The sequence below is a fragment of the Porcincola intestinalis genome (assembly GCF_009696445.1).
Lineage (GTDB): Bacteria > Bacillota > Clostridia > Lachnospirales > Lachnospiraceae > Porcincola > Porcincola intestinalis.
In genome coordinates this window covers 80,057-93,498 of record NZ_VULZ01000003.1, presented here as the reverse complement: position 1 = coordinate 93,498, position 13,442 = coordinate 80,057, and the positions used below count along the sequence as shown (strand labels likewise).

Below are 13,442 nucleotides of genomic sequence, written 5' to 3'. Positions count from 1 at the left end.
ACAGACCGGACGGAGAGCTATGAGAGAGATCGTGATGACTGCCCTTCAGGCAGGTATGCGGCTGGATCATTTTCTGGAGCGCTCCCTCAGAGAGGCGCATGCCGGATTCATCTACAAGATGCTCCGGAAGAAAAATATCACGCTGAATGGTCATAAGGCGCATGGAAATGAAAAACTGGAGGCGGGCGATATGGTCCGCCTTTATTTCGCCGAGGAAACACTGGAGAAGCTCTGCGGCGGGGCTGTTCCGGGCGTTGAGGCGGTTCCCGGCAGGAACCGGGCACTTCCCGCAGAGAAGCCTTACGCTTTGGAAAATGGAGCGCCGGGCAGGGACGCGCCTGGCAGTGAAGTGTCGGGCGGGAAAGCGCCTGGCGGGGAAGCGCCTGGCCGGAAAGTGTCGGGAAGGGGAGGCAGAGAGCAGAGAGAGATAGCCTTGCCATTTCCAACCTTTCCTTCTTCCGTCCGGATCCTGTATGAGGATGAACATGTGCTTCTGGTCAGCAAGCCGGCCGGAATGCTGACACAGAAGGCAAAGCCGGAAGATTTATCGCTCAACGAGTACGCGATCGGTTACCTGCTGAGGGAAGGAGCGATCACACAGAGGGAGCTTCAGACGGTCCGGCCTTCAGTCTGCAACCGTCTTGACCGGAATACAAGCGGGATTGTCGCAATCGGTAAAACCGTGCGTGGACTGCAGGCACTGTCCGCTCTCTTTCGGGACCGCGCGGTCAGCAAGCACTATCAGGCGCTGGTCTGCGGGGAAGTGAAGAGCGGTCAGAAAATTGATGGATGGCTCGTCAAGGATGCGCGTACAAACACGGTCCGGATCCTGGACCGGGAGGAAAAAGGCGCACAGCGAATCCGGACCAGCTATACGCCGGAGCAGGCGGTCTGTCTGACGAAGACACCCGGGGCATTTGCCGGAAGAGAGTGCACTGGCAGGTCAGATGGGACCGGCTTTCAGAAGCGCCAGCCTGTGCTGACGCTTCTGGATGTCGACCTTCTGACGGGACGCAGCCACCAGATCCGGGCGCATCTGGCATCGGTCGGACACCCGGTAGCCGGGGACCCGAAGTATGGAGACGCTGGCGTGAATGCATATCTGGCCAGAAGGTTCAGTGTCAGAAGACAGCTTCTTCATGCCGGGAGACTGACATTTCCCGTGATGGATCCGCCTCTGGAGAAGCTTTCGGGCAGAACCTTCACGGCACCGCTTCCGGCGGATTTCCGGAGGGTCATGGGGGAGGGATAAATGGCAACCTGGCAGTCAAGAGGGCTCCGGGGCAGTACGCTTGAGGAACTGCTCAACCGGACCAATGAACAGTATCAGGAAAAACATCTGGCGCTGGTCCAGAAGATTCCGACACCGATCACGCCGATCAATTTCGATAAGGAGACCCGCCACATCACACTGGCATACTTTGACCAGAAGAGCACCGTCGACTATATCGGTGCCGTGCAGGGAATTCCGGTCTGCTTTGATGCAAAGGAAAGCAAGACGGATACCTTCAGCCTGCAGAACGTCCATGAGCATCAGGTACGGTTCATGGAAGCCTTCGAGAGACAGAGAGGCATTTCGTTTCTGGTGATTTATTATTCGGGGCGGGATGAGTTTTACTATATGCCGTTCTGCGACCTGAAGAAAGCCTGGGACAGGAAGGAGGCGGGAGGACGAAAGTCGATTCCCTTCAATGAAATCGACACCCGGTATCGGATCTGGCCGAACCGGCACGGGTTCCTGCTTCCGTATCTTGACGCCCTTCAACTCGATCTGGACGGGAGAGAGGAGGCCTGCTCCCCTTGACAGCAGGAAGGAACCTTAGTACAATCAGACCCATGCGGCGCTTTAGCGAAGTAAAGTGATAGCATAGTAAATTATTCAAAGATGAACCGGTGGCTGGAGAACCGGACTCCAGGTTCAGGAACCGTCTGGAATACCGGAAGCGAGGAGAAAGCGGAGATGAATCAGAAAATCCTTCATACGCCGGAGGGCGTGAGAGATATCTACGGGGAGGAATGTGCGAAAAAAAAGATTCTTGAGAAACGGCTCCATGGGGTTCTGGCTTCCTATGGATACCAGGACATCGAGACCCCGACTTTCGAGTTCTTCGATGTGTTCGGGAGCGATGTCGGGACGATCCCCTCGAAGGACTTATACAAGTTCTTTGACAGGGAGGGGCATACGCTGGTACTCCGCCCTGATTTCACACCTTCAATCGCGAGAGCCTGGAGCCGGTACTTCAGTCAGAACATGAAGCCGGCGCGGCTTTCCTATCAGGGGAATACCTTCGTGAATTACCAGGGGCTTCAGGGCAGGCTCAAGGAATCCACCCAGATGGGAGCCGAGCTGATCGGAGAAGGCTCCGCAGACGGTGACGCGGAGGTGATCGCGATGGCTGCGGAAGCGCTGACGGCGTCCGGACTGAGCGATTTTCAGATCAGTGTCGGACATGCCGGATTTTTCGAGAGCCTTGTGCGTGAGGCAGGACTTGACGAGGACACGGAAACAAAGCTCCGGAATCTGATGCACAACCACAATACCTTCGGAATTCGGAAGCTTCTGTCGGACAAGAAGATCGATGAAGGGATGCGGGAGCTTCTTGTGACCCTTCCTGACCTGAATGGCGACGGCGCACTGCAGCGGGCATATGAGCTCTCAGAGGGGCTGAAGGCGCAGGAGGCTGTCAGGAGGCTGATGGAGGTTCGCGACCTTCTGCAGGTCTACGGGGTTCAGGATGCCGTCTCCTTTGATTTCGGGATGCTCTCAGCGTACATGTACTATACGGGCATCATTTTCAGAGGGTACACCTACGGAACCGGCGAGGCTGTTGTCAAGGGCGGCCGGTACGACGGCCTTCTGTCTCATTTCGGAAAGGATACGCCGTCTGTCGGATTTGTGATTGTCGTGAGCCAGCTGATGAACGCACTTAGCAGGCAGAAAATCGATATTCTGCCAGAGCACGAGCGTTATCTGATCCTGTACGCGGAAAATTGCAGGAAGGAGGCGCTGAAGAAAGCGGTGACCTACCGGGCACAGGGAAAGTACACGGAACTCTGCAGCCTTTCCTGTCTCAGAGGCGGGGATGATCCCGCGCGTCTGCCGGAGCGGCTGCGTGAGGAAGGCGGCTATGCGTCTGTGATTGTGGTAGAATAATGGTCAGCGCTGGAGGAGAAATGATGAGGTATCTGACAATCGCTCTCACAAAGGGGCGGCTCGCGAAGCAGACGATGAAGCTTCTGGAGCAGATTGGAATCAGCTGTGAGGAAATGAATGACCCGTCTACACGCAAGCTCATCTTTACAGATGAGGCACGCAGGCTCCGTTTTTTCCTCTCAAAGGGTCCGGATGTGCCGACATACGTGGAGTACGGGGCGGCGGATATTGGTGTGGTCGGCGAGGATACGATCATGGAGGAGGACCGTAAGATCTATGAGGTGCTGGATCTGGGCTTCGGGAAGTGCCGGATGTGCGTGGCAGGCCCCGAGAGTGCGGGGAAGCTTCTGAACGGACAGCAGCAGATCCGGGTGGCGACGAAATATCCGAAGATTGCGAGAGATTACTTTAATGAGACGAAGAACCAGACGGTCGAGATCATCAAGCTGAACGGCTCCATCGAGCTGGCGCCGATTGTCGGACTCTCGGAGGTGATTGTCGATATTGTCGAGACTGGATCGACGCTGAAATCCAATGGACTGAAAGTGCTCGAGGAAGTCTGTCCGCTCTCTGCAAGAGTGGTTGTGAACCCGGTCAGCATGCGGATGGAAAATGAGCGGATCACCGCGCTTCTCAGGGATATGAACGAGGTACTCACCAGGGAACAGGAGAAGGAGCGGATGTCTTCAGCTCAGGATTCCTGATCCGTCGGCAGAAGGAATTCAGACGACACAGGCCGGGCGGTCAGATGCATGCAGCAGGCGGAAGCGGAGAAACTGCTGCTCAGGAGGAACGGGATCATGAGAATTGTCAGACTGGATGAAAAGACGAGGCGTGAGGTGCTTGGAAATCTTCTCAGCCGGAACCGTACGGATTATGGGGCGTACGAGGCTTCTGTCCGGGAGATTGTGGAGCAGGTCAGGACGAACGGAGATGAGGCCCTTTTCGGAAATACGGAGAAATTTGACCATGTGAAGCTGACGCCGGATACAGTCCGTGTATCCGATGCGGAGATCGGGGAAGCGTACAGCGAGGTCTCGCAGGGGCTTCTGCGTGTCATCCGGAAAGCGCTTGAAAACATCCGGGCCTTTCACGAAAAACAGAAGCGGAACAGCTGGTTTGATACCCGCGAGGACGGCGTTCTGCTCGGTCAGAAGGTCCTGCCCCTGAGAAGAGTCGGTGTTTATGTGCCGGGCGGGAAGGCGGTCTATCCGTCGTCCGTCCTGATGAATATCGTGCCGGCGAAGGTGGCGGGCGTGTCCCAGATCGTCATGGTGACGCCGCCGGGGAAGGATGGAAAAATCAGCCCAAATACCCTGGTTGCGGCGCATGAGGCCGGTGCGGACGTGATCTTCAAGGTCGGCGGCGCGCAGGCGGTCGCTGCGCTTGCCTACGGGACGGAGACGGTTCCGAGGGTAGACAAGATCGTCGGACCCGGCAACATCTTTGTCGCGCTTGCGAAAAAGTCTGTGTACGGCCAGGTCGGCATCGATTCAATTGCCGGACCCAGTGAGATCGTTGTCCTGGCAGATGAGACAGCAAACGCGCGCTTTGTCGCTGCGGATCTGCTGAGCCAGGCGGAGCATGATGAGATGGCTTCCGCCATCCTGGTCACGACAAGCGTGAAGCTGGCGGAGCAGGTCTCGGAGCAGACTGACGGGTTCCTGAAGGTGCTTTCCAGAGCGCAGATTGCAGGGGAATCCATCGAGAATCATGGATATATTCTTGTTGTGGACAGCCTGCAGGAGGGTATTGAAACGGTCGACGCGATTGCCCCGGAGCACCTGGAGATTGTCACTTCGAATCCATTTGATACGATGACGCGCGTCCACAATGCAGGGGCCATCTTCCTCGGACCGTATTCCTCAGAACCGCTCGGAGATTATTTTGCAGGGCCGAACCACATCCTGCCGACGGGCGGTACAGCACGCTTCTTCAGTCCGCTGTCCGTGGATGACTTTGTCAAAAAGTCCAGCATTGTCTATTACTCCGAGGAAGCCCTCCGGAAGGTACACAAGGATATCGAGACATTTGCGAAGGCAGAGCAGCTGACAGCACATGCCAACTCTATCGCTGTCCGGTTCGAGAATGAGGCAGACTAAGGAACAGGATGTATCAGGAGAATCAGGCAACCTGGGTGGGGGTATGAGCAGAAGCAGCGGGATATGTCCCGTGAGGAGGAGTGAGATGGCACGGATTGCCGAGGTGGAGCGCTACACGAAGGAGACAAGCATCGAGGTTCAGCTGAATCTCGACGGAAGCGGGCAGACTCAGATCGATACAGGGGTCGGTTTTTTTGACCATATGCTGGACGGGATGGCCCGTCACGGTCTCTTCGATCTGACCGTCAAGGTGGACGGAGATCTGACCGTGGACGATCATCATACGATCGAGGATACCGGCATTGTGATCGGACAGGCAATCCGGAAGGCTGTGGGCGATAAGAAGGGCATCCAGCGCTACGGCAGCAGGATTCTGCCGATGGACGAGGTGCTGGTTCTGTGTGCAGTCGACCTGTGCGGAAGACCTTCATTTTCATACGACGCAGTCTTTCAGGGAGACCGGATGGGGACAATGTCCACACAGATGGTCCGGGAGTTTTTTTACGCCATTTCCTACAGCGCCATGATGAACCTTCACCTGAAGGTCCTGACGCCGGGCAATGACCATCACATGGCGGAGGCGATGTTCAAGGCGTTCGGGAAAGCGCTTGACGAAGCGACCAGAATCGATCCGAGAATCACGGATGTACTGTCGACGAAGGGTACCATATAAGGCAGAAGGGGACAAGATCATGCAAAAGAAGCTGGTTTCTGCAATCTATCTGAAAAACGGAAAGGCAGTCACCTCCCTCACGGAGGATGAGCCTTATGAGGGCGGGGACGCCGTTGCGCTGTCGAGCCACTATTCAAACCTTGGAGCGGACGGCCTGCTGATTTTTGACAGAAGCGATACGGATGAGGAACACGATGAGTCGCTGACGCTGGAACGGGAGATCATCCGGAAGGTGGATATCCCGGTCTGGGGCTTCGGCAATATCAAACGGGTTGAGGATGTGAAGAAGATCCTCTACACAGGGGCTGCGAAAGCCATTCTGAATTTTTCGAAGGCGTCCAACATGAAGATGCTGGAGGAGGTTTCCAAGCGTTTCGGCAAGGAGAAGATCGGCGTCTGCATCGACACCCGCAAGGACGAGGTGCTGGACGATGAGACAAAGACACGGATTGAGACCTATGCCAGCGGAATCGTTATCCTGACAGATGTGTTCGTATACAGAAAGGACCGTCTGGAGTTTGCGAACCTCAGCGGGCTGCCGGAGACGATGGTTGTCGTGGGAAGTGACGGCCTTTCCGAGGACGAAAAGCTGGGGATTCTGTCGCAGGACTGCGTGGAGGGACTGTGCGAGGACATTCTCAGGGATCCGAAGACCGATATCATGAAGCTCAAGGCGGAGCTGAAGGCAAAGGGGGCTGATCTGAACCTCTTTGAGAGCGCTGTCAGCTGGGAAGAGCTGAAGACGGACGAGAACGGGCTTGTTCCCTGTGTGGTGCAGGATTACAAAAATGAAGAGGTGCTCATGGTCGCCTATATGAACAAGGAGTCCTTCGAGCAGACCGTCCGAACCGGTGTCATGACCTATTGGTCCAGAAGCAGGCAGAGCCTCTGGGTTAAGGGGGAAACCTCAGGGCATTATCAGTATGTCCGGGAGATGCGGCTGGACTGCGACAGTGACACGCTGCTGGCGAAGGTGCTGCAGATCGGCGCCGCCTGCCACACGGGAAACCGGAGCTGTTTCTACCGCACGATTCTGAAGAAGGATTATCAGGACCGCAACCCGCTCACGGTGTTTGAGCAGGTACTCGATGTGATCCGCGACAGAAAAGAGCATCCGAAGGAGGGCTCCTATACGAACTACCTCTTTGACAAGGGAATCGACAAGATTCTGAAAAAATGCGGGGAGGAGGCGGCTGAGATCATCATTGCGGCCAAGAACCCGAACCGTGAGGAGGTTCGCTACGAGATGGCGGATTTCCTTTATCACATGATGGTTCTGATGGTCGAACGAGGCCTGTCCTGGGAAGATATTGCGGAGGAGCTTGCAAATCGCGAGTAAGTACGGTATCCTGTTCAGCACAGCAAGAATCTATATGCAGAATGTTCATGACTCAGAGAGGTGACAGGCGATGATGAATTCCCAGAAATATACCAGACAGTTCTTCAAGGCGCCGGACACCGGTCACAGGTGGGCGGATAAGACCTATATCGACCATGCACCGGTGTGGTGCTCGGTGGATCTTCGGGACGGAAACCAGGCACTGGTTGTGCCGATGGATATGGAAACCAAGCTGAAGTTCTTTCAGCTCCTGGTTAAAATCGGATTCAAGGAGATCGAAGTCGGTTTTCCGGCGGCATCCGAGACGGAGTACGACTTTCTGCGTGCCCTGATCGAGCGGAACATGATTCCGGACGATGTGACAGTCCAGGTGTTGACACAGGCCAGAGAACACATCATCAGAAAGACGTTCGAGGCGTTGAAGGGCTGTAAGAACGCCATTGTTCATGTCTATAATTCGACGTCAAAGGCGCAGCGTGACCAGGTTTTCCGGAAGTCAAAGGAAGAGATCAAGCAGATTGCTGTCGAAGGCGCTAAACTTCTGCAGAATCTGACGGACGAGGCAGGCGAGAAGTATCGCTTTGAGTACAGTCCAGAGAGCTTCACAGGGACGGAGCCGGAGTATGCGCTCGAGGTCTGCAATGCCGTTCTCGATGTCTGGAAGCCGACACCGGACCGCAAGGCCATCATCAATCTGCCGTCGACGGTGCAGCTTTCCGTGCCAAGCGTCTATGCAGATCAGGTCGAGTACATCTCCGACAATCTGAAGTACAGGGAGAACGTCGTGCTTTCTCTTCACCCGCACAATGACCGCGGGACCGGCGTGGCAGACGCAGAGCTGGGCGAACTTGCCGGTGCGGATCGGATTGAGGGGACGATCTTCGGAAACGGAGAGCGGACCGGGAACGTGGACATCGTGACCCTCGCCTTGAACATGTACAGCCAGGGTGTGGATCCCAAGCTTCACCTGGACGATATGCCGGATATCGTAGACAAGTATCAGGATTATACGGGCATGACGGTCAATCCGAGAACTCCATACGGAGGTTCCCTGGTATTTGCGGCGTTCTCGGGCTCCCATCAGGATGCCATTTCAAAGGGCATGCATTACAGAAAAGAGCAGAACACGGATCTCTGGACGGTGCCGTATCTGCCGATCGATCCGACAGACATCAGCCGCAGCTACGATGCGGATGTCATCCGTATCAACAGCCAGTCCGGAAGAGGCGGAATCGGCTTCATTCTCGAGCACGATTTCGGCCTCAGGCTGCCGAAGGCGCTTGCGTCGGCGATCCGCGACGAGGTCAAGCTGGAGTCCGAGCATCAGCACAAGGAGCTGACGCCGAACGAGATCTTCGATCTCTTCATCGACCGCTTCGAGGATGTCAGAAAGCCTTACGGCATCTCTCATGTGACCTTCCGTCAGCACAATGGAATCATTGCAACCATCACGACACAGTTCGGAAACCGCTCCGCCGAGATTACGGCGTCCGGCAACGGCCGCCTGAATGCCGTGTCCAACGCGCTCAAGAAGGCATACGGGCTTGAGTATGATCTGGATACCTACGAGGAGCACGCGCTGGAGAAGAGCTCTTCCTCCAGAGCCATCGCTTATGTCGGTGTCAGGAGCAGAAAGAGCGGCGTGCTGTACTGGGGCGCAGGCGTGGATGTCGATATCATCCGGGCTTCCGTCAGTGCCCTTCTCACAGCCGTGAATAACATGGTGAATGCGGAGGATACAGCGCTTTCAGAATAATAACAGAATGCCTTCCTGATAACAGCTGCCTGCAGTGCGGGCAGCTGTTTTTTTCGTCCCTCGCTGCTGCGCAGCTTCCGGGCCGCTGACAGCCATTCGCGTTTTCGCGCTGCTGCGCATCGCTTCACGCTCATGTCTGTTGGCGTCGCTCGTGCATCTGCCCGCCGGCATGCAGGCATGCCGCGTCCATCTGCATAGCGACTGGGCTTATGCATGTTACAATTGTGTTACGGAAATGTTGACAAACGTAATAAACATATCTATAATGTGCGATGTATCGACCAATATGACGGAGCTGACAGGCGTCGATGACTCAATATGTCTGCAGCTGTCGTCTTGATGAATGTAAATGTGATGGAGAGAAGGTGAGGGGCTTCCATGGATATGAACCTGCGGAAAACAGATCGATCTGAATCGGGTGAGGGCCGCGTGAAAGAAGCTGAGCTGGCGGTGTCTGCTTCAAAGCGCAGAGCGTCGGCTGATGCAGGATTGAGTGAGGAGCAGTTTTCATCAAAGGGGAAGATCCTTGGTCTGTTCATCACGGCAGCTGTCTTTTTTACAGGTAGCATCGCAGCTCCGGTCTCTCTGCACAGAACATCAAGTGCAGCGTCAGCGGAAGGCATTGCGCCATCTGTGATGGTGGGAGCAGGGACCGAAACGTATGAGACAGATGCCCCGGCAGATGTGGGGACAGGTGAGCCGGAAAGCGGGAGTGAGGACAGCAGGCAGACGCAGCTGAGAAACCAGACTTCCATGTGGCTTTCCTCCATCGCGGAGAGTCTTGACAATGTGAAGGAGCCGGAGACGACTGTGGAGCCGGAAGACAGCTCGGGTGCACAGGCCATTCAGTCGGCGTCCCAGATCACAAGCGATGCAGGCAAGGTGATCGCAGAGAACAGATCGATGTCCTACACGGATTATTCCACCCTGCTGAATATTGTGGAAGCGGAGTGCACAGGCGGCGATGAGAAGAGCAAGCTTCTTGTTGCAGATGTCATACTGAACCGGGTGGCGGACAGCCATTTTCCAGACAATGTCTATGATGTCGTTTGGCAGAGAGTGGGCGGTACGGCCCAGTTCTCGCCGACACAGGATGGCCGGATGGGGACGCTGACCATCTCCGACAGTACCATAAAGGCGGTGAAGGAGGCAATCAGCGGGAAGAACATCTCGGATGGAGCGCTGTTTTTCATGGCACGGGAATCGTCCTCCAGCAAGAATGTCAACTGGTTTGACGAGACACTGGAATACCTGTATTCCTACGGCGGGCACGATTATTATAAGTTCAAATGAACAAAAATGGATGGGCGGAAGAGCATATGAACTCTTCCGCTTGTTTACATTGATCAAAAAAAGACGGGGCAAATTCCATCTGAACTACAGCTAAGGTGGTGAGGTTCCCTCTCCGGGAACATTCCAGAAAACATACAGAAGAGAATAACTTGCGCCTTTCTTCTAAATAAGGTATTCTTAGAGACTGATACGAACCATTTTGCAATCAAAAGGCAGGAGCAGCGGTCATGCAGCAGACGATCATGTACAAGAGCACCAGAAATTCGGATTTGAGAGTGACTTCATCCCAGGCGATCCTTCAGGGGCTTGCGCCGGACGGGGGACTGTTTGTTCCGGAAAAGCTCCCTGTGTGGGATGGCGATTTCCGGAGACTTTCGGAGCAGTCCTACCAGGAGACAGCATACCAGATCATGCGCCTTCTGCTGACCGACTTCACGGAGGAAGAGCTGAAGGACTGCATCAACAAGGCATATGATGCCAAGTTTGACGATCCGTCGATGGCTCCGCTCAGACACGAGGGCGATGCGTATTATCTGGAGCTGTTCCATGGCAAGACGATTGCCTTCAAGGACATGGCGCTCTCGATTCTTCCGCATTTGATGACAGTGGCGGCGAGGAAGAACCAGATCACGGATGAAATTGTGATTTTGACTGCGACGTCCGGGGATACCGGGAAGGCGGCCATGGCAGGATTTGCGGATGTCCCGGGGACAAAGATCATCGTCTTCTACCCGAAGGACGGCGTGAGCCGTGTACAGGAGCTTCAGATGCGTACCCAGCGCGGCGGGAACGTCCATGTTGTCGGCATTGACGGAAACTTCGACCAGGCGCAGACGGGTGTCAAGAAGATCTTCCGGGATCCGGAGATGAACCGCAGGATGAAGGCGCAGGGGCTTCGGTTCTCATCTGCCAATTCCATCAACATCGGACGACTGGTTCCTCAGATTGTCTATTATTTCTATGCTTATGGACAGCTTCTCAGACAGGGCGCAGTCAAGCCGGGTGAGCGGATCAACATTACGGTTCCAACCGGAAATTTCGGCAACATCCTGGCGGCATACTATGGGAAGCGGATGGGTCTTCCGGTGAAGAAGCTCATCTGTGCCTCGAATGAGAACAAGGTCCTGGTCGATTTCTTCAGAACAGGCGCGTACGATAAAAACCGTTCGTTCAAGCTGACATCAAGTCCGTCGATGGACATCCTGGTCTCTTCGAACCTTGAGAGACTGATCTACAGAATATCCGGGGACGACAGCGAACAGACAGCGAAGCTGATGAGCGCGCTTTCCTCCCAGGGTGTCTACAAGATCACGGACGGTATGTACACGAAGCTGTCTGATTTCTATGGAAACTACGCAAGTGAGGAGGAGACTGCGGAGGAGATTGCGCAGGTCTACAGGGATTGCGGGTATGTCATCGATACCCATACGGCAGTCGCGTCGAAGGTCTGCCGCAAGTATCGTGAGGAGACGAAGGACACGACGCCGGTCGTCATTGCCAGCACTGCCAGCCCGTATAAGTTTGCGAGAGCAGTTGTCTGCGCAATAGAGCCTGAGATGGCGGAGAAGACCGATTCGGAACTGATCGATGAGCTCCAAACGCTGAGCGGTGTCCGGATTCCGGAGGCGATCGAGGATATCCGGAAGGCACCGATTCTTCACAATACATTTATCGCAGGGGACGGCATGGAGAAGGAGGTCGCTTCCTGGCTCGGACTTTCCTGAATGAGGAAGCCGCCGGAGCGGGAGAGGGCTGGAGGCAGTCAGCCATGCTGGAATCTGCCGGAAGGGATGCAGGAAGATGGATAACAATTCGTTGTTTTCTTTTATGGATATTCTGATTGCGGGATGCGGCATCTATCTGATGTACTGCTGGTATCTGCTGCAGTTTAAGGGAGAGGTCAAAAAGGGTGTCCTTCTGCCGGATAAGTCGACCGCGCATTGCAAGGATCTGGACGGGTATAAGAAGGCGATCGGGGGAAAACTGCTCGTGTTTGCCCTCTCTGCGCTTGCAGCCGGCGGGCTCGGGCTCTTCTCGGACTATGTCAGGCCGGTCAATACCTACGTGTATCTCGGGCTGACAGCCGTGTTCCTTGTGGTGCTGATCTGGTTTACCAGGAGCGCAAAGAAGGCAGAGAAAGAATTTTTCTGCTGAAGGTTTCAAGTGTGTTACAGTGAATATAAGAACACAGAAAGCAGGCACGCCCGGCAGGTTTCAAAAGCGGGTGTGCCTGTTTTTAACCTTCACGAGGCGGAAGGGATGGCATATAATCAGACCTGTTGGTGACATCCTGAGGGGGAAAGTTCGACAGGATGAAAATGGACAGCTGCACACGCATACAGGCAGCACAGGGGGCAGAGAACGTGGAGATCAGGGTATTTGAACTGTTGGAGGGAGCGAAAAAGGCGCGGGGACTGACGGTGGTCATCGATGTGTTCCGCGCGTTTACGACAGAATGCTATGCATTCTCGGAAGGAGCGCTCTGGTCCTGGCCGATTGCGCGGCTTGAGGATGCATTCGCTCTGAAGAAACGTTATCCGGATGCTGTTTTCCTCGGCGAGAGAGGCGGCGCGAAGGTAGACGGCTGCGATCTCGGAAATTCCCCGTACGATGTGACGAAGACATCCTTCAAGGGGAAGGCGATGATCCATTCGACATCTGCCGGAACACAGGGGATAGCTGCAGCTGCGAAGGCAGGTGCGGAGGAAATCGTGACAGGAAGCCTTGTGAATGCAAGGGCTGTTGCGGCGTATATTCGTTTCCGGAATCCTTCCGTCGTATCGATTGTCGCGATGGGAAAGGCAGGACTTACAAGTACAAACGAGGATCTGATCTGTGCGCGCTATATCGAAGCCCTTCTGAAGGGGGAAGCGTATGATATCGACGGGAAGATTGCCTGGCTGAGGAATCATGGGGCGGAGCAGTTCTTTGATCCGGCTCAGGCGGATATTTTTCCGACGGAGGATTATCCGCTCTGCGTGGCGCATGACCGGTTTAACTTCGTACTGAGGGTCTGCAGAGATGAGGCAGGACGCCTGATGATCAGACGGGCGGACCCGCCGGAGTGGATCGAAAGAACCTGACATCGGAAGGAAAGACGAAAGAGGCGGAAGGAACCGGGAGCA

At 55.1% G+C, this 13,442-nt stretch carries 12 protein-coding genes; all 12 read left to right on the top strand.

Annotated features, from left to right (window positions below; all coding sequences use genetic code 11):
- The first annotated feature begins 19 nt into the window (after positions 1–19).
- Entirely contained in the window at positions 20–1,252 is a 1,233-nt protein-coding gene (locus FYJ35_RS03995; protein ID WP_154523522.1) for an RluA family pseudouridine synthase, read from the top strand.
- Positions 1,253–1,804, top strand: a complete 552-nt coding sequence (locus tag FYJ35_RS03990; RefSeq protein ID WP_154523519.1) for a Holliday junction resolvase RecU — start codon at positions 1,253–1,255, stop codon at positions 1,802–1,804. It abuts the gene before it with no gap.
- A gap of 156 nt (positions 1,805–1,960) precedes the next feature.
- Positions 1,961–3,154: an ATP phosphoribosyltransferase regulatory subunit gene (gene hisZ, locus FYJ35_RS03985; RefSeq protein WP_154523516.1), complete on the top strand. Its 1,194-nt coding sequence runs from the start codon at positions 1,961–1,963 to the stop codon at positions 3,152–3,154.
- Positions 3,155–3,177: 23 nt separating this feature from the next.
- Complete coding sequence (gene hisG / locus FYJ35_RS03980; RefSeq protein WP_154523992.1) at positions 3,178–3,858, top strand: ATP phosphoribosyltransferase; 681 nt, start codon at positions 3,178–3,180, stop codon at positions 3,856–3,858.
- 96 nt (positions 3,859–3,954) lie between these two features.
- Complete coding sequence (gene hisD / locus FYJ35_RS03975; protein WP_154523513.1) at positions 3,955–5,256, top strand: histidinol dehydrogenase; 1,302 nt, start codon at positions 3,955–3,957, stop codon at positions 5,254–5,256.
- A gap of 85 nt (positions 5,257–5,341) precedes the next feature.
- The gene (gene hisB / locus FYJ35_RS03970; protein ID WP_154523510.1) at positions 5,342–5,929 is read left to right on the top strand and encodes an imidazoleglycerol-phosphate dehydratase HisB; all 588 of its coding nucleotides are present in this window, start codon (positions 5,342–5,344) and stop codon (positions 5,927–5,929) included.
- A gap of 19 nt (positions 5,930–5,948) precedes the next feature.
- Complete coding sequence (gene hisIE / locus FYJ35_RS03965) at positions 5,949–7,268, top strand: bifunctional phosphoribosyl-AMP cyclohydrolase/phosphoribosyl-ATP diphosphatase HisIE (protein ID WP_154523507.1); 1,320 nt, start codon at positions 5,949–5,951, stop codon at positions 7,266–7,268.
- Between the two features lie 70 nt (positions 7,269–7,338).
- Positions 7,339–9,024 (top strand): 2-isopropylmalate synthase, encoded by a 1,686-nt coding sequence (locus FYJ35_RS03960; protein WP_205839702.1) that lies wholly within the window; start codon positions 7,339–7,341, stop codon positions 9,022–9,024.
- A 378-nt stretch (positions 9,025–9,402) separates the two neighbouring features.
- Positions 9,403–10,317, top strand: coding sequence for a cell wall hydrolase (locus tag FYJ35_RS03955; protein ID WP_154523504.1), 915 nt, complete (start codon positions 9,403–9,405; stop codon positions 10,315–10,317).
- 227 nt (positions 10,318–10,544) lie between these two features.
- Positions 10,545–12,041 (top strand): threonine synthase, encoded by a 1,497-nt coding sequence (gene thrC / locus FYJ35_RS03950; RefSeq protein ID WP_154523501.1) that lies wholly within the window; start codon positions 10,545–10,547, stop codon positions 12,039–12,041.
- Positions 12,042–12,117: 76 nt separating this feature from the next.
- Positions 12,118–12,471, top strand: a complete 354-nt coding sequence (locus tag FYJ35_RS03945; protein ID WP_154523498.1) for a hypothetical protein — start codon at positions 12,118–12,120, stop codon at positions 12,469–12,471.
- Positions 12,472–12,680: 209 nt separating this feature from the next.
- Positions 12,681–13,400, top strand: a complete 720-nt coding sequence (locus FYJ35_RS03940; RefSeq protein ID WP_328597038.1) for a 2-phosphosulfolactate phosphatase — start codon at positions 12,681–12,683, stop codon at positions 13,398–13,400.
- Positions 13,401–13,442 lie beyond the last annotated feature (42 nt).